Source organism: Mycolicibacter heraklionensis, assembly GCF_019645815.1.
GTDB classification, from domain to species: Bacteria; Actinomycetota; Actinomycetes; order Mycobacteriales; family Mycobacteriaceae; genus Mycobacterium; species Mycobacterium heraklionense.
Map to the genome: position 1 here is coordinate 3,337,159 of NZ_CP080997.1, position 16,720 is coordinate 3,353,878.

Sequence of the window (16,720 nt, forward strand, 5' to 3'; positions counted from 1 at the left end):
GTGCACTTTAAATTAGCAAGTGGATGGTGATGAGTCGAGACTACGGTCAGTACTGCGGACTTGCCCGGGCCCTGGATGTGGTGGGTGACCGGTGGAACCTGTTGATCGTCCGCCAACTCCTGATGGGTCCGGCCCGCTACCGCGAGTTGCGCGACGGGTTGTCCGGGATCGCGACGAACCTGCTGGCCGACCGGCTCCGCGATCTCGAAACCGCGGGCGTGGTCGAGCGGCGATTGTCCGACGAGGGCGGCGTGGTCACCTATGCCCTCACCGAATGGGGTGCGCAACTGCGCGAGCCCATCCATGCGCTGGTCCGCTGGTCGACACCGCTGATGATCCGCGGGCCGCAGGGCGACGAATTCCGCGCCGAGTGGTTGCTGCTGGCGCTTCCAGCCCTGTTCGCCGGTCGCATGCCCGCCGATCGGTCGATGGCGGTCGGCGTCGCCGTGGACGGCGGAATGGTGCAGCTGCAGGCCACCGAGTCCGGCATCGAGGTCAGCATGCCCGACGGGCGTGAACTCGACGCCGTGCTCAAAGCCGAGGCACCGCTTGTTCTCGGGCTCGCGGCGGGGGTGCTGTCGCTGGACGACATCGCCGCGCTGGTCGAGATCGACGGTGACGAATCCGCCGTGCGCACCTTTTTCGCCGCTACAGCGATGCCAGGAACCTCACCCGCTGCGCGATAACCCGTTGCGACACATCGGCATCGGGAACCAGCAGGTCGAACGCGTGCGGGCAGCCCGGGTACACGTGCAGCTCGACGGGCACCCCAGCGGCGATCAGCCGGTGGGCAAAGGCGACGTCCTCTTCGGCGAAGATGTCCAGCCCGCCGACGTCGAGGTAGGTCGGCGGCAGGCCGGTCAGGTCGTCGGCGCGGGCGGGCGCGGCATAGCCGTCGGCGGCACCCTCGCCCAGCAGCGCTGCCCAGCCGGTGGCGTTGTCGTCGTAGCTCCAGGTGAGCAACGTGGCACCCGCGGCGCCTTCCTCGCGGTTCCGGTCATCGAGCATGGGGTAGATCAACAGCTGGGCCGCGATCGCCGGCCCGCCCCGGTCGCGGGCCAGCAAGCCGACCCCGGCTGCCAGTCCCCCGCCGGCGCTGTCGCCCATCACGGCCAGCCGGGACGCATCGACGCCCAGTTCGGCGGCATGATCGCCCAGCCAGCACAATGCCGCGTAGCAGTCTTCCAGCGGAGTCGGGTGCGGGAATTCCGGTGCGACCCGGTAGTCCGCCACCAGCATCGGCACCCCGGAGGCGGCGACGTAGCCGCGCACCGCCGCGTCGTAGAGCGGACCCAGGTGCCCCCAGTCCAGGATCATTCCGCCGCCGTGCAGATACAGCGCGGCGCTGCCGGGCTGATCCGCGCCGGCTCGCCGGTACCAGCGCAACCCGAGCGTGCCACCGTCGTAGGTCAGCGAGAACTCTTGCGTCTCAACGCCGGTGACGGGTGGTCGCAACGCCAGCACCTGTCGGAACATGTGGCCCGCGTTGCTCCGGCGGGTGGCAACGTCACCGACCGCCGGCGGGGGCGCGGCCTCGGCACCGTCGCGCATCGCCAGCAACGCCGCCAGCACCTGCGGGTCGGGTGGGCCGGCCATCAGCGCTCCGTCCCGGTGACCGCGGTGGCCACCACCTTGGTCTCCAGATATTCCTCGAAGCCCGCCAGGCCCATCTCCCGGCCGACCCCGGACTGCTTGTAGCCCCCGAACGGTACGTCGGCCGAGTACCACATGCCGCCGTTGACGTTGACGGTCCCGGCACGCAGTCGCGACGCCATTCGGGCGGCGCGCTCGTCACTACCGAACACGGTGGCGGACAGCCCATACGGCGAGTCGTTGGCGATCCGCAGCGCGTCGGCGTCACCGTCGTGGGCCAGCACGACCAGCACCGGTCCGAAGATCTCCTCGCGGGCCACCCGAGCATCGTTGGTCAGCCCGGCGATCGCCGTCGGCTCGATGAAGAAGCCCCGGTCCAGGCCCGCTGGTCGGCCACCGCCGCAGTGGAATGTTCCGCCTTCGGCGATCGCCAAATCGAGATAGGACTGCACCCGATCGCGTTGCTTGGCCGAGATCAGCGGTCCGCACAGTGTTTTCGGGTCGTTGGGGTCACCCACCGCGATCTGCGACATCGCGGCAGCCACCGCGTCGAGTGCCTCGCGGTAGCGTTCCCGCGGAACCAGTAGGCGGGTGGTCAGTGCGCAGCCCTGCCCGGCGTGCATCGACACCGTCGCCGCGGCGGCCGTGCAGGCGGCGGGCAGGTCGGCGTCGTCGAGGACCACGAATGCCGACTTGCCGCCCAGTTCCAGGAAGACCTTCTTGATGGTCTGTGCGGCAGCGGTCATCACCGAGCGCCCGGTTGCCGTCGAGCCGGTGAAGGAGACCACATCGACCCGGACATCCTCGGCGAGCCGGGCTCCGATGCGGTGGTCGGACGCGGTGACGATGTTGACCACCCCCGGCGGAAAGTCGGTCTTCTCGGCGATGATCCGGCCAACTTCGGCTGCGCACCAAGGGGTGTCGGGCGCCGGTTTGAGGACGACGGTGTTGCCCGCCGCCAGCGCCGGCCCGATCTTGGCGAAGGTGACCTGGTGCGGGAAGTTCCACGGGGTGATCGCTCCGACCACGCCGAACGGCTCCCGCACCAGGGTGCGGGCGGTGGTGATCCCCATCGGAGCCGCCACCCCCAGGTCCGCCTGCCACGGATAGCTCTCCGCGGTGGCGGCCGGGAAACCCAGGTCGTCCACCGGGGTCTGCAGCTGGCCGCGGTAGGTCAGCGAACGCGGCGCGCCGACCTCGGCGATCGTGATCTCCCGCAGCGTCTCGATCTCGTCGTTGAGCACATCGCGTAGTTGCCGCAGGCAGTGCACGCGCAACGCGGTGTCACGGCCCCAGTCCGAGGAATCGAACGCGGTGCGGGCGGCGTCGATGGCGCGATCGAGGTCGGCGGCGTCGCCGTCGGCGGCCGCACCGAGGGGTTCTTCGGTGGCTGGGTTGATGGTGGGAAAGGCGCCCCCACCACCAGCGACCAGCGCGCCGTCGATCAGCAGCGGGGTCAGCGGACCGGTCACAGTGCCTAGGCTAACGGCGGGACGCCGACATAATCAATCGATTGATCATTTCGTACGCTACGGTGACGCCCAGGAGGTGACCGGTCAATCCCATGCCACTACTGAGCGCCCTACGCCTGAATATGACGAACGCCCCCGGCGCCGGAGATGCCGACCGGTACCGGGCGGCGTTGGAGATGGCGTCCTATGCCGACACCCACGGAGTCACCGCGATCGGTTGCGAAGAGCACCATCTTGCGGCCACCGGCTGGCTGCCTGCGCCGCTGCTGCTGGCCGCTGCCGTCGCGGGGTGCACCACCAACATCCGCATCAGCATCAACGCACTGCTGATACCGCTCTACGACCCGGTGCGCCTCGCCGAGGACATCGCGGTGCTCGACCACCTGTCCGCCGGGCGGGTCAGCTTCGTCGCCGGAATCGGTTACCGCCCAGCGGAATACCACGCCGTGGGTAAGGACTTCCGGCGACGCGGCCGCTTGATGGACGAATGCCTCGATGTGCTGCTCAAGTCCTGGGGCGACGAGCCTTTCGAGTACCACGGCCAGTTGATCGAAGTGACGCCGAAGCCGTACACCAAACCGCATCCGGTGTTCTTCATCGGCGGGATGAGCGCCGCGGCCGCCCGCCGAGCGGCCCGGTTCGGATTGCCGTTCTCGCCGCCGATGCCGATGCCCGAGATCGAAGCGGTGTACCGGGATGAACTGGCGCGTCACGGCAAACAGGGTTTCGTGTTCAGTCCCGAGAACGGCAACACGGTGACGCATCTGACCACCGACCCAGAGGCGGCGTGGGCCCGATGTGGTGAGTATTTCCTGCACGAGGCAACCGAATACAGTTCGTGGGCGGTGGCGGAGGTGCCTCGCCCCAATGAGAGTCCGACCGCGACGGTTGCCGAGCTGCGTGCGTCCGCCAAGGTCGAGGTGCTCACCCCCGACGAGCTCGTCGCGCAGTGCCGCAGCGGCCGCACCGGGGTGACCCTACACCCGCTGATCGGCGGGCTGCCGCTCGACGAGGGCTGGGAAAGCCTGCGGCTGCTGGTCGAACGGGTGCTGCCGGCGCTGAAACCCTAGCTGGGACAGCCCGGCCCAACGGTTTTCTCCGATACCATGGGCGCGATGGACCGCCCAGCCGAATCCAAAGTCGACGCCCGTGCGCTGAATGGAGTTTCGGAAACCGCCCTGATGACGCTCAACGGACGGGCGTATCAGGCCGGACACTCCAACGCGATCATCGATGACCCGGAGGCTGTTCGACTCGTCGAGTCCATCGCGTTCGACTTCGACAAGTTCGGACGTCGTGGCCAGGAGATGGCGTTGCGGTCGCTGGCCGTTGATCGATGTGCGATGACGTATCTGCGTGAGCACCCTGATGCGACGGTCATCGCGCTTGCCGAAGGCTTCCAAACCAGCTTCTGGCGCTTGAACGCTGCCCTGCCCGATCCGCGATTTCATTGGGTGTCAGTGGATTTGGAGCCGGTGATGCGGCTTCGCGAACGATTGCTGCCGATGTCACCGCGCATCACCAACCTCGCGCAGTCGGCGTTGGACTACAGCTGGATGGCGCAGGTCGACTCCAGTGCCGGCGTCTTCATCACCGCCGAAGGTCTGTTGATGTATTTGCAGCCGCACCAGGCGATGGACCTCATCGCGGCGTGCGCCGAACGCTTCCCCGGCGGTCAGATGTTCTTCGACCTCCCACCGACCCTGGTCAAGAGACTGGCGCCGCGCGGGATGCGTTCATCCAGACACTATCGCGTGCCCCCGATGCCGTTCAGCCTGTCGCCGCGTCAGCTCGCCGGGCTGGCACAGACGGTGCCGGGCATCAGCGCGGTGCACGATGTGCCGATACCGAAAGGGCGTGGCCTGTTCTTCGGAACGTTGTTTCCGGCCTTCTGGCAGTGGGGACCCACGAAGAACTTGCGAGGCGCCTACACGCTCCTCGAGTTCGCCTGAGAACGCCAGGCGGGGTCAGCTGCTCGCAGGTACCGCGGTGATTTCCAGGCCGATGTGCACCTTGTCTATTCCACCGCGCACCAGCGAGTGCGGGACGAACCACCAGGCGTGCCACCAGTACCGCTTGACGACGGCGTCGTAGACCCGCCGGGTCTCGGACTTGGGCAGGACCCGGGCCACCGCCTCAACGGGATCGCCTTTGGGTTTGCCCAGGGCTCCGCACTTTTGGATGGTGACCCGCGGAGTGTTCTTGATCCGCTTGGTTTTCCACGACCCGTCGTCGGTGATGACCAAGAGCTTGTCCCCGACGGGCGCACCCCACACCGGGGTCGGTTTGGGCTTGCCGTCCTTGGTGAACGTCGTGAGCAGTAAGTACTTTTCCCGGTACACATCGGAGAATGCCGGTGTCGTCATGACTCGATTGTGGCAGTTTTCAGCGGGTCGTTGGGGCGCACGCCGCGATAGATGCCCCGCCGGACGATCCAGGGAAGCAGCACCCGCTCGATCGACCAGGCCGGAAACCGGAACGCCCACCCCGACGGCGCGAACACCTCCAGGCCCTCGGGTTGCACCCCCAGCACCGAACCCCAACGCCTTGTGGGTGGCCGGTAGCGCCGTAGCGGCCGGCCGGTGAGGGCGGCCCGCACGTTATGGGCCAGCAGGCCGTCCGCCCGGTTGCGGGCCGAGCTGCGCAACGGGTCGGTCGCCGCGACGTCGCCGATCGCGAACACATCGGGATGTCCAGGCACCCGCAGGTCGGGCAGCACTCGGACAAAGCCGCCGTCGTCGAGCACCTCGGCCGGTAACCAGTCGGTATTGGGTCGCACCTTTCCGATCGCCCACAGCACCGCGTCAGCCGATGCCGGGTCCTGACCGGTGCTGAAGCGAACCGGGTCATCGGTGATGCGGTCGCAGCCGAACCCCTCGGGCACCAGCGCACGGTGTTCGGCATGGAGCCCCACACCGGCGTCGGCTAACCGGCGCTCGACGGTGGCCCAGACCCGGGGATGGTGCTCACGCAGCGGGCGCTGCCCCGGGAAATACAGGTCGACCCGTTTGTCCGGCCAGGCGCGGGCGATGTTGGCGGCGCTGCTCACCGCCGCGGCGCCGCCGCCCACGACGATGACCGATCCGGCGGTGGCCAGCCGGTCGTGAGCGGCGGACAGCTCCGCGGCGACGTCACCGGCTGACTGCGTCGTGGGCTGGCGCCAGAAGCCATTGCTGACCCCGGTCGCGATGATCAGGGCGTCATAGGGCTCATCGCGGGTCACGCCGTCGGCACACGAGACGGTCACTGCTCTGGCCTCGAGATCGACGCCGGTCACCGCGCCGTGCACGGTGCGCACCGCGTCCAGCCGCGGGAACCGGTCGAACGGCAACCAGTAGTCGCGCGCCCAATCGCGTGGGCGAGACAGCCGTACGCCCAGCTCTTGGCCGCTCACCAGGGCGGGCTTCACCGAAATGCCGACCACGTCGGCGTACTTGGCCAGCCGGATCGCGGTCAGAACGCCGCTGTCGCCCAGCCCCGCTATGACCACCCGCGGTCGCGTCACCACACGACTCAGCCCTGCGCGGCCTTCTTACGTTCGATATCGGCCAAGGCGGCGGCCAGCTCGGCGCGCTCGGCGGCCGAGGTCTCCCAGGCCAGCTTGCGGTTCTTGACCACCTTGGCCGGAGCCCCCACCGCGATCGAATAGTCCGGGATGACGCCCTTGACCACCGCGTGAGCACCCAGGACGCAGCCGCGGCCGATGCTGGTGTCGCGCAGGATGGTGACCTTGGCCGCGATCCAGGTGTCCGGGCCGATCCGCACCGGGCTCTTGATAATGCCCTGGTCCTTGATCGGCACGTCGATGTTGTCCATCTTGTGGTCGAAGTCGCAGACGTAGCACCAGTCGGCCATCAGCACCGAGTCCCCCAGCTCGATGTCGAGGTAGGTGTTGATGACGTTGTCGCGTCCCAACACCACCTTGTCGCCGAATCGCAGCGAACCTTCGTGCGCCCGGATGGTGTTCTTGTCGCCGATGTGCACCCACCGGCCGATCTCCATGTGCGACATCTCCGGGGTGGCCTGGATCTCCACGCCCTTGCCCAGGAACACCATGCCGCGGGTGATGATGTGCGGGTTGGCCAGCTTGAACTTCAGCAGCCGCCAGTAGCGCACCAGATACCACGGCGTGTAGGCCCGATTGGCCAGCACCCAGCGCAGCGAGGCCAGCGTGAGGAACTTGGCCTGGCGCGGGTCCCGCAGCCGCGAACCCCGCCAGCGTTTGTGGATTGGAGCGCCCCACATCGTCGTCATGGCCGGAAAGCCTACGCGAGCGCGTTCTTGCCACGCGCTACCCTCACCTGGACTCGTTCACACACCCGGCCGAGGATTGGGGATTGCCACTGTGTTGCGGCGACGTGGTGTCCTGGCCGGAATCGCCATGGTGGTGGTGGCGGGCTCCCTGAGCGGCTGCGCCAATACCGATTCGTGGGTGCAGGCCGCGCCAGCGCCGGGTTGGCCGGCCCAGTACGCCGATGCCGCCAACAGCAGTCACACCGCCACCGCGGGAGCCAGCGACCTGCAACTGGACTGGATCCGCTCGGTCAAAGGTGAGCTGGGAGCCCAGCCCGCCCTGGGCGTCCACGGCTGGATGATGCTCAACGCTCAGACCGAGGCCGGCTGCTCACTGATGCAGTGGGAGAACGCCGACCGCGGCCGGCAACGCTGGTGCACTCGGCTGCATCAGGGCGGCGGGTTCTTCGGCCCGCTCATCGACGGCTTCGACAACGTCTATGTGGGCCAGCCGGGCGCCATGCTGTCGTTTCCGCCCACCCAGTGGATCCGCTGGCGTGCACCGGTGATCGGTATGCCCTCAACGCCGCGGATCGTCGGCGACGGCCTGCTGCTGGTGGTGACCCACTTGGGTCAGGTGCTGGTTTTCGACGCGCACCGCGGCGCCGTCGTCGGCACCCCGTTGGACCTGGTGGACGGTATCGATCCGACCGACTTCCGGCGCGGCCTGTCCGACTGCGCCGCCGCCCGACCGGACTGCCCGGTCGCCGCCGCACCGGCCTTCTCCCCGGAGAGCAACATCGCGGTGGTGAGCCTGTGGCAGCCGGGCGCCAAGGAGTCCGGGTTGGTCGGCCTCAAATACCACCCGGGCGGCGTCCCGCTGCTCACCCAGGAGTGGAGCAGCGACGCGGTCGCGGCCGGGGTGCTGGCCAGCCCGGTGCTGTCCGCCGACGGTTCGACGGTCTACGTCAACGGACGCGACCAACGCCTGTGGGCGATCAACGCCGCCGACGGCAAAGCGAAATGGTCCGTGCCGCTGAAGTTCCTGGCCCAAACACCACCGGCGGTCACGCCCGGTGGATTGATCGTCTCCGGCGGTGGTCCCGACACCGAACTGGTCGCGTTCACCGACCGCGGTGACTACGCCGAGCAGGTGTGGCGCCGCGAGGACACCGTGCCGCTGTCCTCGTCGAGTCTGGCCGGCAAGGTGGGCTACACCGTGGTCGCCGGCACCAGTCTCGGCCCGGCGGGTCTGTCGCTGCTGGTGTTCGACCCGGCCGACGGCCACACCATCAACAGCTATCCGCTGCCCGAAGCTCGCGGGTTTCCGGTGGGGGTGTCGGTCGGCAATGACCGGCGGGTGGCGGTCGCCACCAGCGCCGGTCAGGTGTTCAGCTTCGCCCCCGCGTAGCGGAGTCAGATGGCCAGCGGCGGGATCGCCGTGCGCGGCACCTTCACCGAGGTGGCGCCGGAGCTCATCGGCAGCAGCTCGCCCGGCGCGAAGTAGAAGATCACGTCGTCGTTGGTGATGGCGAAGTTCTGATAGTGCGCCGGGTCCATCCCCGAGCCCGACGAGATCAGGATTGCCGGCACTCCGGTCTGGCGCTCAAGGTCGCGCTGCACCACCGGAAAGATCGCTTCCAGCGGCTTGCTGTTGGGCGCGAACAGGGTCTCGAAGGTGATCGGCTTACGGGTCGCCAGGTCGTAGTTGAACGACTGGTACCAGGTCGACGGTTGGGGGCCGCCGAGGTCTTGGAAGATCTTCAACACGACGCTCTGGGTGCCCTTGGGGGCCTGACCCGAACGGTGCTGCTCGGACGTGGCATCCATTTCGTAGGGCATGTCCCGCGATCCGGGTGACTTGGCCACGGTCAAGAACCCGTCGCGGTTCTGAACCAGATAGTCGGTCAAAGTCTGCTGGTCGGGGTAGTCGACCGGAAATCGCATGTCCAGGGTGTAGTTGGCGTTGGACGAGTGCACGTGGCATTGCCCGGACTCGAGCGTGCCGCCCAGTTCGGCACAGGGCGAGACCGCGCCCGCCGAGGGGATACCGGTCATACCCAGCCAGCTGCCCACTGCACCGCCCGCCAACAGGGCGGCCACCAGAATGCGCATTGTCGGTTTGTCTCGCTTTGTCTCGCCTTGCCGCAGCAAGCAGGAATGGCCCCGAAGACGACAGCCTACCGGGCGCCTCACCGCGACGGACGGCAGACGAACGCAATAGCCCGCGCCGCCGGCCCCGTCCCGACCCGGGTGATCACGACCGACAGGGCCTGTGACCCGCGCAGCCGCAACCGGCGGCGCAGACCGTCGGGATCGGCCTGCACGTCGCGTACGCCCCGCACCAGGATTTCCAGGGCACCGCAGTCGCGGGCCGCCAGCGCCTGACCAAGGCGTTTTTCGTTGTAGGCCAGCGTTTCGAGTACCTCGAATCCGCGCACCCCGTCCGGCAGCTGGTCACCGGACAGGTAGGCGATATCGGGGTCGAGCTGCCACAGCCCGTGCCGGGCGCCGTACTGGCGGACCAGGCCGGCCCGCACCACCGCCCCGTCGGGGTCGATGAGCCAGCGCCCCGCCGGCCGCACGTCGCAGTCGGCCGGTTCGGCGTCGGTGATCTGCTCGTCGCGGTCCAGGATCGTTGCCCGCCGGCGCACCCCGGTTTCGGCCAGGCCGGGCGACCACAGGCAGGCTTCTCGCACCGACGTGCGCCACGAGGTGATTTCGATCTCGCCTTGAAACCCCAGCAGCCCAACCTTGTCGAAATCGATTCCGGGAGCGACCTTTACCACGACGTCACGGTCGCGGTAGACGTCGAGCAACCGGTCCAGGGCGGGCTGGTAGTCGGTCGGGTCGAAACGACGCCGCCCGCCGCCGCGCCGGCCGGGGTCGGCCAGCACCACCGTGTCGCGGCTGACCGGCGCCAGCGCATCCGCGCGAACAACGGCGGCCCCGCTCACGTTGTGGCGCGCCATCGCCAGCCGCACGGGGTCCAGGTCGCTGCCCAGAACCCGATCCGACACCTCCGACAGCGCCGCCAGCTCGGTACCGACCGAACAGGTCACGTCATGCACGACGGCACCCGGTGCCGCGGCTGCGATCCGGCGGGCCCGATGCCGTGCCACCGGTGCGGCACTGGCCTGCTGCAGCGCCTCGTCGGTGAACAGCCAACCCGACGTCTCGGCCAGCTCGGCCAGCTTGGCCGCGGCACGCCGGCGCAACAGGACGGTCTCGACCAGCGCGGCTGTCCGCTCGCCGAAGCGGCCGCGCAGCGCGGCGATGTCGGCCAGCCGGGTGGCGTCGGTCAGCGCGAAGCCCGCGACCTCGGCCAGGGCGGCAACACCGACCGGCGAGCTCAGGTAGCCGACGTCGTCGGTGCGGAACTCTAGGACGGCTTAACCCCGGTGACCATCACGTTGTAGAACCAGCCCTTGGGCACCACGCGGCTCAGCACGTTGGCGTCCACCCAGCTCAAGGCCGTCCAGCTGCGGAAGGCGAACCGCGCCCAGCCCCATCCGAGCTTGCCCGGTGGGACCGTCGACTCGAAGGTCCGCACCGGCCAGCCCAGCATGGCGGCGGTGAACTCTTCGCTGGCGGTGCGCACATCGACCGCGCCGGCGTTGGTCGCCATCCGCTCCAGATCGCTCGGCTCGAAGGTGTGCAGGTCCACGATCCATTCCAGGGCGGCCGCCCGCGAGTTCTCGTCCAGCTCCTCCTGCGGCCGACGCCAGGAGCCCATCCCGGGCAGCTTCATCGCGGCGACCGTGGTCTTCCAGGTCAGGTCGGCCAGCCGGCGGGCGTAGAAGTTGCCGACCGTGGTGGGCTCGCCGGCGAAGACGAACCGGCCGCCGGGCTTGAGCACCCGGACCACCTCGCGCAGCGACAGTTCGACGTCGGGAATGTGGTGCAGCACCGCGTGGCCGACCACCAGGTCGAAGGTGTTGTCCTCATACGGGATGCCCTCGGCGTCGGCGACCCGCCCGTCGACGTCCAGTCCGAGGGCCTGGCCGTTGCGGGTGGCGACCTTGACCATGCCGGGCGAAAGGTCGGTGACCGAGCCGCGCCGCGCCACCCCGGCCTGCATCAGATTGAGCAGGAAGAACCCCGTGCCGCAGCCGAGTTCCAGCGCCCGGTCATACGGAAGCTTGTCCCGGTCGGCAGCAGGCACGATCACGTCGAAGCGGCCCCGGGCGTAGTCGATGCAGCGCTCGTCGTAGGAGATCGACCACTTCTCGTCGTACTGCTCGGCCTCCCAGTCGTGGTAGAGCACCTGGGCGAGCTTGCTGTCGTGCCGAGCCGCCTCCACCTGTTCGGCGGTGGCGTGCGGGTTCGGCGTCGGGTCCGTACTGGTCATGGTAGGTCAGCCTAGCGGGGACTGCGAGCACGACGAAGTCGGGCGCTGCAGGTCACCGCCATCGGCACAGCGGTGCTCTCTGCAGCGCGAAGCCGGGCGCAGCGAGGGGAAACGCCGCGCCCGGCTTGGCTGCTGCTGCTGTGACTCAGGCCGCCAAGGACGCCAGCGCGTCGCCCAGCACATCGCCTGCGCCGCTACCCGCGACATCGCCCAGGGCACCGGTGATGGTGTCGAACACCGCCTGCGGGAACTCTACGAGCGCCGAGAAGACGTCGCTGAAGCCGGTCTGCAACGCAGCGAGGATCTCGGAGGGGTCGCCACCCAGTAGGGCTTCCCAGATGTGCCAGCTCGCCATCTGTGGCGCGGTGACCAGGTCACGGAAGTCGACGAACAGCCCGGTGAGCAGGCCCGGGTTCTCCGCCACCTCTGTTCCATTCCAGCTGACCAGCGTCCAGCCGTCGGTCGGGTTGCCTTCGACCACGACCTGGCCGGTGTTGGGGAGCCCGCGGTCACCGGCGAGCGTCTCCAAGAACAGCCCCCAATCGGGGTTCTTGACGTTCATCATCGTCCACGCCATGATCGCCGCGCCGTGCGAAAATGCCACGTCGGTCCCGGTGCTGTCGGGGTCTGCCGTACTGGCGTCGTAGATGGTCTGAATGGCGCCACTGTAGTTGTCCTGGAACGCCATCCCGTTGGGGTTGATGCTCGAACCCAGCATCGGCACCCAGTATGCCCCGGTCATCCACGCGATGGTGGGCAGGAGATAGAGGAGGCCGGGAAGGGTGCCGCTCTGTCCTTCCAGCCACCCGGCATTGATCTCACCGAGCCCGGACAGGATCTGGCTCGGGTCGAGCAGCGGGGTCGGGCCTCCCGGGATCTGGTCGTAGTTGTTGTTGCCCAGCAGCAACTGGACCAGCGACCACGCCGTCTGCTGGGCCCGCAGGAAGTCCGAGGCGTAGACGCGGGCGATGTCGTTGTCGCCGCCGTTGTACAGCTGCTCGCCGACAGTGATCGCCTGCTGCTCGCCGAGTTCAGTCAGTGGAGCACCCGGCGCCGTCGTCCCGATGTAGTCCGTCACGTTCTCCGTCGATTGCCCGTGCCGGACCAGATCGAGCAGGATGTCCGTTGCGGTCAGCTGGATGTTCGGCAAATGGACGGCGGGCAGCGGCCCGGCTATCGGAGCCACCGGGCCGACAGCAACGAGGCCAGCACCAACGAGGGCGACTCCGGCGGTGATCCACGGGCGAGTGTGGTGCATGACCTTCTCCTTCAGCGAGTCCGTAGCTTCCGTTACGCTCCGACGCGTAGCGCAATACTTCGCTGAAAATATCCCGTTGGTTTTCCTATGTCAATGCTTAATCCGCTGGATTCATGCGGCGGTCCCAGCGTCGCCTCTCCTCCGTCGAGCCTCGCTGAACCGCCGGGTTCATGCGACAGCGCGCTAGCCGCTCAGCGCGCCGGTGATGGTGTCGATCACGGCCTGCGGGAACGCCGTGATGGCCCCGAGGACCTGGTCGAACCCGGTCTGCAGGGCGGCCGCGATTTCGGCCTGGTCCCCGCCCTGCAGCGCCTCCAGGATGTGCCACGTCGCGATCTGCGGCGCGACGTTCAAGTCCCGCCAGTCGACGAAGAGCCCGGTGAGCAGGTCCGGGGTCGCCGAGACCTCGTGACCGCCCCAGCTGACCAGCGTCCAGCCGTCGGTGGGGTTGCCTTCGATGACGACCTGGCCGGTGTTGTCCAGCGGAGTGTGAGTCTCGAGTAGTTCGGAGAGGACCAGCCCGAAGTCGGGGTTCTTGACGTTCATCAACGTCCAGATCGCGATCGTGCCGGCGTGGGCGAACGCTACGTCGCTCAGCGAGCCCTCCGGGTCGGAGACGGTGTTGTTGTAAATGGCGTCGATCGCGTCGGAGACGCGATCGTTGAAAGCCACCCCGTTGGGGTCGATCGTGGATCCCAGCATCGGCACCCAGTACTGACCCAAGGCCCACAGGAACGTCGGTAGGGCGTAGGCGATCTCGGTGAGGATGTTGAGGTCCTGCCCGTCGAACCATCCCGCATTGATCTCGTTGAGCCCGGCGAGGATCGTCAGCGGTGTGTCCGGAGCGCCTGCGGCGCTCAGCCACCCGCCGGCGGTTTCCTGCGCGCGGAGGAACTCGGATGCGTAGATCCCGCTGTAGAAGTCGGGGGCGGCAAGGTGCAGCGGGTTGGCGTCGTCGGCAAGGTAGGCGGCCTGCTGCTCCCCGAGTTCGGTGAGCGGAGCGCCCGGCGGAAGGGTGCCCAAGATGCCCTCGGCGTTGTCCACCGACTGGCCGTGGCGCACCAGGTCGAGCGTGATGTCCTGGGCGGCCAGCAGGATGTCGACCGCAACCGCACCGGCCTGCGGCATCACGACCGGACCGGCCGCAATGGCACCCGCACCCAGCAAGGCGACGGCCGCGGTGGTCCAGGGGCGGAGGGCAGCTGACTGCATGGTGTGTTCCTAACGCCGGCATCGAGGCGGCCTTCGCCGCTGACTGGACGTTAGCTGATAAAAATGTGAAAAGAAACCGTCACTCGCCCAAGTCGTTCTGGCGTGGCGCCTCACGACCGTTCTCCGTGGGCCCGATACCGGCCGCGAACAGCTCGCCGTAGCGGCGTTGGTCAGCGGCGGCGCGCTCGGCCGGACGCTCGGTCTCGATGGAGTCGATCGATGCCTTGGCCGCGGCCAGCGCCTGCGCCGGGGTGTCGACGAATCGGCGGGCCCAGCCGACGGCTGCGTCGTAGACGCCGTCGGGGGCCACCATCTCGTCGACCAGACCCAGAGCCAGCGCCTCTTCGGCATCGAAGAACCGGCCGCTGTATGCCAATTCCTTGGCGCGGCTCGCACCGATCGCTCGGGCCAGGCGAGCCAGACCACCGCCGTCGGGGGCCAGGCCGGCCAGAATCTCGGTGGCGCCGAACTTGACGTTGTCGCCGCTGATTCGCCAATCCGCGGCCAGCGCCAGCGCCAGACCACTGCCCAGCGCGTAACCGGTGATCGCTGCCACCGTCGGTTTTCCGATGGCCGCCACCGCTTGGACGGCGTCGTGGCGCACGCGGGCGAACACCTGTGCCTCCGCGGCGATCAGCGTGCGCAGTTCGGGCACATCGTCACCGGCGCAAAAGATCTCGTGGCCCCCGTACAACACCACGGCGGCGACGTCGTCGCGCGCCGACACCTCGGCAGCAGCCGCGGCGATCTCCCGGTAGACCTGTCGGGTCATGGCGTTGGTCGGCGGCCGCGAGACCACCAGGGTGGCCACCCCGGGCTCGTCGGTCGAGGAGTGCACCGATACGAATTCGCTCATCAGACCCAACGCTTCCCGCGCGCTGCGTTGTAACGGTCGGAGTTGAAGAACTCGATCTCCCAGTTGTCGCCGCGGCGAGCCAGGTCCGGCTGCACCACCACGATCTGACGTTCCACCGCCATCACGGCCTCGATGCTGCGGCCGATGAGCGAATCCAGCTGTGTCCATGTCGGCGGCAGCAAAAAGCTGTTCCCGGCTGCGAAGTCTTCGATCGCGGCTTCGGGCGTAAGCCAGCCGGCGCGGTCGGATTCGGTGTTCTCGCCGTCCGCTCGCTGCCCGACCGGCAACGCACCCACGAAGAAGTAAGTGTCGTAGCGGCGGGTGCGCTCGGCCTCCGGAGTCACCCAGTTCGCCCACGGCCGCAACAGCTCGGCATGCAGCACCAGATTCTCGGTGCGCAGAAAGTCGCCGAACGACAGCTCGCCGGCATTCAGCGCTCGCCGGGAGTCGGCATACACCGACGCATCGGAGACAACCCGGTCCGCATCGTCGGCGGGGCCGGCGAACAGCACCCCGGATTCCTCGAAAGTCTCGCGCGCGGCAGCGCACACCAGTGCCGCGGCCAGGTCGACGTCCACTCCGAAACGTTGCGCCCACCACGTGGGCTCCGGCCCGTGCCAGGCGATTTCGGTGCTGCGGTCACGGTCGTCGACTCCACCGCCGGGAAACACCATCACCCCGGCGGCGAACTCCATCGCGGCGTGGCGACGCATCAGGAACACGTCGAGGCCCTGCCCGCCGGGGGTGTCCGCACGGACCAACATCACCGTCGCGGCAGGTCGCGTCGGCAAGGGTGGTGGCTGGGGTTCGTTCATGCGCGCCTCCGGTGGGCTGCTCGACTCCGGGTCCGGCGCGCGAAGTAGCGCCCGTCGATGACATCCAGTGAGATCGACTGGCCGAACGTGGCCGACAGGTTCTCGGCCGTGAGCACGTCGTCGAGCAGGCCGGCGGCCACCGCGCGCCCCTCGGCCAGCAGCAGGCAGTGGCTGAAGCCGACCGGGATTTCCTCGACATGGTGGGTGACCAGCACGATGGCCGGTGCGTCCGGGTCGGCGGCCAGATCCCCCAGCCGGGCGACCAGCTCCTCACGCCCGCCCAAGTCCAAACCGGCCGCCGGCTCGTCGAGCAGCAGCAACTCCGGGTCGGTCATCAATGCGCGGGCGATCAGCACCCGTTTGCGCTCGCCTTCGCTCAAAGTGCCGTAGGTGCGGTCGGCCAGGTGCTCGGCGCCCAGGCTCTCCAACAAGTCGATCGCCCGCTCATGGTCGACGGTGTCGTAGCGTTCCCGCCACCGTCCCAGCACCGCGTAGCCGGCCGAGATCACCAGGTCGCTGACCGTTTCCCCACCCGGTATCCGCTGCGCGATCGACGAGGAACTCAAGCCCACGCGGGCTCGCAATTCCGTGGTGTCGACCCGGCCCAGCTGTTCGCCCAACACATAGGCGACGCCCGAGGACGGATGTTCGGTGGCGGCGGCGATCCGCAACAACGACGTCTTGCCCGCCCCGTTGGGTCCGATGATCACCCAGCGTTCGTCGAGTTCGACCGACCAGTCCAGCGGCCCCACCAAAGTGCGCCCGTCGCGGCACAGCGAAATGCCCTCGAAGTGGATCAACAGATCCTGATCGGCCCCGGTTGCGGGAGTGGGACGTCCGGTATCGGGCACGGCCCTATCGTGCCGTATCCGGGCCCCGCGGCGACCGACCGGGGTGCCGCTAGCCCGAGAACATTTCCGGGCGATCTTC

Annotated in this window: 16 protein-coding genes and 1 pseudogene; 4 read left to right on the forward strand and 13 right to left on the reverse strand. The window is 68.3% G+C overall.

Features of this window, described 5'->3' with window-relative positions; translation table 11 throughout:
* Positions 1-29 precede the first annotated feature (29 nt).
* Entirely contained in the window at positions 30-686 is a 657-nt protein-coding gene (locus tag K3U94_RS15775) for a winged helix-turn-helix transcriptional regulator (RefSeq protein ID WP_220694314.1), read from the forward strand.
* Here K3U94_RS15775 and K3U94_RS15780 read toward each other — a convergent pair.
* Both K3U94_RS15780 and K3U94_RS15785 read right to left on the reverse strand, forming a co-directional pair.
* Entirely contained in the window at positions 649-1,596 is a 948-nt protein-coding gene (locus tag K3U94_RS15780) for an alpha/beta hydrolase (RefSeq protein WP_220694315.1), read from the reverse strand. The genes K3U94_RS15775 and K3U94_RS15780 overlap by 38 nt on opposite strands.
* Entirely contained in the window at positions 1,596-3,065 is a 1,470-nt protein-coding gene (locus K3U94_RS15785; protein ID WP_220694316.1) for an aldehyde dehydrogenase, read from the reverse strand. Before K3U94_RS15785 ends, K3U94_RS15780 begins: the two co-directional genes overlap by 1 nt.
* 92 nt (positions 3,066-3,157) lie before the next feature.
* On the opposite strand from K3U94_RS15785, the gene K3U94_RS15790 reads away from it, so the two are divergent.
* Positions 3,158-4,135 carry an LLM class flavin-dependent oxidoreductase gene (locus K3U94_RS15790; protein ID WP_220694317.1) on the forward strand — a complete coding sequence of 326 codons (978 nt, stop codon included), beginning with the start codon at positions 3,158-3,160 and terminating at the stop codon, positions 4,133-4,135.
* 36 nt (positions 4,136-4,171) lie between these two features.
* Positions 4,172-5,017, forward strand: coding sequence for a class I SAM-dependent methyltransferase (locus K3U94_RS15795; protein WP_434084873.1), 846 nt, complete (start codon positions 4,172-4,174; stop codon positions 5,015-5,017).
* Positions 5,018-5,032: 15 nt separating this feature from the next.
* Here the strand turns inward: K3U94_RS15795 and K3U94_RS15800 are convergent, their stop codons facing one another.
* From K3U94_RS15800 to K3U94_RS15810, 3 genes are read right to left on the reverse strand one after another with little or no spacing between them, the layout of a single operon-like run.
* Positions 5,033-5,431 carry a PPOX class F420-dependent oxidoreductase gene (locus tag K3U94_RS15800; protein ID WP_047319035.1) on the reverse strand — a complete coding sequence of 133 codons (399 nt, stop codon included), beginning with the start codon at positions 5,429-5,431 and terminating at the stop codon, positions 5,033-5,035.
* Positions 5,428-6,570: an FAD-dependent oxidoreductase gene (locus tag K3U94_RS15805; RefSeq protein WP_220694319.1), complete on the reverse strand. Its 1,143-nt coding sequence runs from the start codon at positions 6,568-6,570 to the stop codon at positions 5,428-5,430. Before K3U94_RS15805 ends, K3U94_RS15800 begins: the two co-directional genes overlap by 4 nt.
* 8 nt (positions 6,571-6,578) lie before the next feature.
* A complete protein-coding gene (locus tag K3U94_RS15810; RefSeq protein WP_220694320.1) occupies positions 6,579-7,319 on the reverse strand; it encodes an acyltransferase in 741 nt (246 codons plus the stop codon).
* A gap of 127 nt (positions 7,320-7,446) precedes the next feature.
* On the opposite strand from K3U94_RS15810, the gene K3U94_RS15815 reads away from it, so the two are divergent.
* Entirely contained in the window at positions 7,447-8,709 is a 1,263-nt protein-coding gene (locus K3U94_RS15815) for an outer membrane protein assembly factor BamB (RefSeq protein WP_220696830.1), read from the forward strand.
* Positions 8,710-8,714: 5 nt separating this feature from the next.
* On the opposite strand, the gene K3U94_RS15820 is transcribed toward K3U94_RS15815, so the two are convergent.
* From K3U94_RS15820 to K3U94_RS15855, 8 genes and pseudogenes are all read right to left on the reverse strand, one after another.
* Positions 8,715-9,413: an esterase gene (locus K3U94_RS15820; protein WP_047319032.1), complete on the reverse strand. Its 699-nt coding sequence runs from the start codon at positions 9,411-9,413 to the stop codon at positions 8,715-8,717.
* A gap of 77 nt (positions 9,414-9,490) precedes the next feature.
* Positions 9,491-10,678: pseudogene (locus K3U94_RS15825) on the reverse strand (THUMP-like domain-containing protein); the annotation flags it as partial.
* 2 nt (positions 10,679-10,680) lie between these two features.
* On the reverse strand, positions 10,681-11,649 hold the full coding sequence (locus K3U94_RS15830) for a class I SAM-dependent methyltransferase (RefSeq protein ID WP_047319030.1): 969 nt from the start codon (positions 11,647-11,649) through the stop codon (positions 10,681-10,683).
* Between the two features lie 145 nt (positions 11,650-11,794).
* The gene (locus K3U94_RS15835) at positions 11,795-12,907 is read right to left on the reverse strand and encodes a histidine phosphatase family protein (protein ID WP_220694321.1); all 1,113 of its coding nucleotides are present in this window, start codon (positions 12,905-12,907) and stop codon (positions 11,795-11,797) included.
* A 183-nt stretch (positions 12,908-13,090) separates the two neighbouring features.
* On the reverse strand, positions 13,091-14,119 hold the full coding sequence (locus tag K3U94_RS15840) for a histidine phosphatase family protein (RefSeq protein ID WP_220694322.1): 1,029 nt from the start codon (positions 14,117-14,119) through the stop codon (positions 13,091-13,093).
* Between the two features lie 79 nt (positions 14,120-14,198).
* Positions 14,199-14,975 carry an enoyl-CoA hydratase gene (locus tag K3U94_RS15845; RefSeq protein ID WP_220694323.1) on the reverse strand — a complete coding sequence of 259 codons (777 nt, stop codon included), beginning with the start codon at positions 14,973-14,975 and terminating at the stop codon, positions 14,199-14,201.
* Positions 14,975-15,790 carry an NUDIX hydrolase gene (locus K3U94_RS15850; protein ID WP_047319026.1) on the reverse strand — a complete coding sequence of 272 codons (816 nt, stop codon included), beginning with the start codon at positions 15,788-15,790 and terminating at the stop codon, positions 14,975-14,977. Before K3U94_RS15850 ends, K3U94_RS15845 begins: the two co-directional genes overlap by 1 nt.
* Entirely contained in the window at positions 15,787-16,659 is an 873-nt protein-coding gene (locus K3U94_RS15855) for an ABC transporter ATP-binding protein (protein ID WP_434084928.1), read from the reverse strand. Before K3U94_RS15855 ends, K3U94_RS15850 begins: the two co-directional genes overlap by 4 nt.
* Positions 16,660-16,720: the final 61 nt, after the last annotated feature.

Coding starts and splice junctions, on each gene's coding strand:
- K3U94_RS15830 (WP_047319030.1), bottom strand. CDS start 11,649: ATGACCAGTACGGACCCGACGCCGAACCCGCACGCCACCGCCGAACAG.
- K3U94_RS15795 (WP_434084873.1), top strand. CDS start 4,172: ATGGGCGCGATGGACCGCCCAGCCGAATCCAAAGTCGACGCCCGTGCG.
- K3U94_RS15820 (WP_047319032.1), bottom strand. CDS start 9,413: ATGCGCATTCTGGTGGCCGCCCTGTTGGCGGGCGGTGCAGTGGGCAGC.
- K3U94_RS15850 (WP_047319026.1), bottom strand. CDS start 15,790: ATGAACGAACCCCAGCCACCACCCTTGCCGACGCGACCTGCCGCGACG.
- K3U94_RS15780 (WP_220694315.1), bottom strand. CDS start 1,596: ATGGCCGGCCCACCCGACCCGCAGGTGCTGGCGGCGTTGCTGGCGATG.
- K3U94_RS15775 (WP_220694314.1), top strand. CDS start 30: ATGAGTCGAGACTACGGTCAGTACTGCGGACTTGCCCGGGCCCTGGAT.
- K3U94_RS15815 (WP_220696830.1), top strand. CDS start 7,447: ATGGTGGTGGTGGCGGGCTCCCTGAGCGGCTGCGCCAATACCGATTCG.
- K3U94_RS15790 (WP_220694317.1), top strand. CDS start 3,158: ATGCCACTACTGAGCGCCCTACGCCTGAATATGACGAACGCCCCCGGC.
- K3U94_RS15810 (WP_220694320.1), bottom strand. CDS start 7,319: ATGACGACGATGTGGGGCGCTCCAATCCACAAACGCTGGCGGGGTTCG.
- K3U94_RS15845 (WP_220694323.1), bottom strand. CDS start 14,975: ATGAGCGAATTCGTATCGGTGCACTCCTCGACCGACGAGCCCGGGGTG.
- K3U94_RS15840 (WP_220694322.1), bottom strand. CDS start 14,119: ATGCAGTCAGCTGCCCTCCGCCCCTGGACCACCGCGGCCGTCGCCTTG.
- K3U94_RS15800 (WP_047319035.1), bottom strand. CDS start 5,431: ATGACGACACCGGCATTCTCCGATGTGTACCGGGAAAAGTACTTACTG.
- K3U94_RS15835 (WP_220694321.1), bottom strand. CDS start 12,907: ATGCACCACACTCGCCCGTGGATCACCGCCGGAGTCGCCCTCGTTGGT.